Genomic DNA, 344 nt, shown 5'->3' with positions numbered 1-344 from the left:
AATGTAAATGATAAGTGTACCAATTAAGCCAATAACCGTTGCTTTCCCTACATCACTTCTATTTTTTGCTCGACTGGATAAAACAACAGCCCCTTCTACCCCAATAAATACCCATAGAGTTACAAGCATTGTACTTTTAACTTGGCTGCCAACTGCTCCCCATGAAAAAGAACCAGTTTGCCCCCAAAATCCATCTAAGAACGTATCAATATGAAACGCGAAGATTCCTATGACAATAAATACAAATACAGGTACTAATTTTGCGATTGTAGTTACTAAATTCACAAGTGCTGCTGATTGAACTCCACGTAAAATTAACATGTGAACACACCACAATAATACGC

At 37.2% G+C, this 344-nt stretch carries 1 protein-coding gene; it reads right to left on the bottom strand.

Annotation, left to right across the window (positions count from 1 at the left end; translation table 11 throughout):
- On the bottom strand, nt 1–344 hold a 344-nt coding region (locus tag MR170_RS31285), incomplete at both ends, for an amino acid permease (RefSeq protein ID WP_242310702.1).

Source organism: Bacillus cereus group sp. BfR-BA-01524, assembly GCF_022662595.1.
In the GTDB taxonomy this organism is placed as follows: Bacteria; Bacillota; Bacilli; order Bacillales; family Bacillaceae_G; genus Bacillus_A; species Bacillus_A thuringiensis_S.
This window is presented reverse-complemented; position numbering and strand designations above follow the sequence as displayed.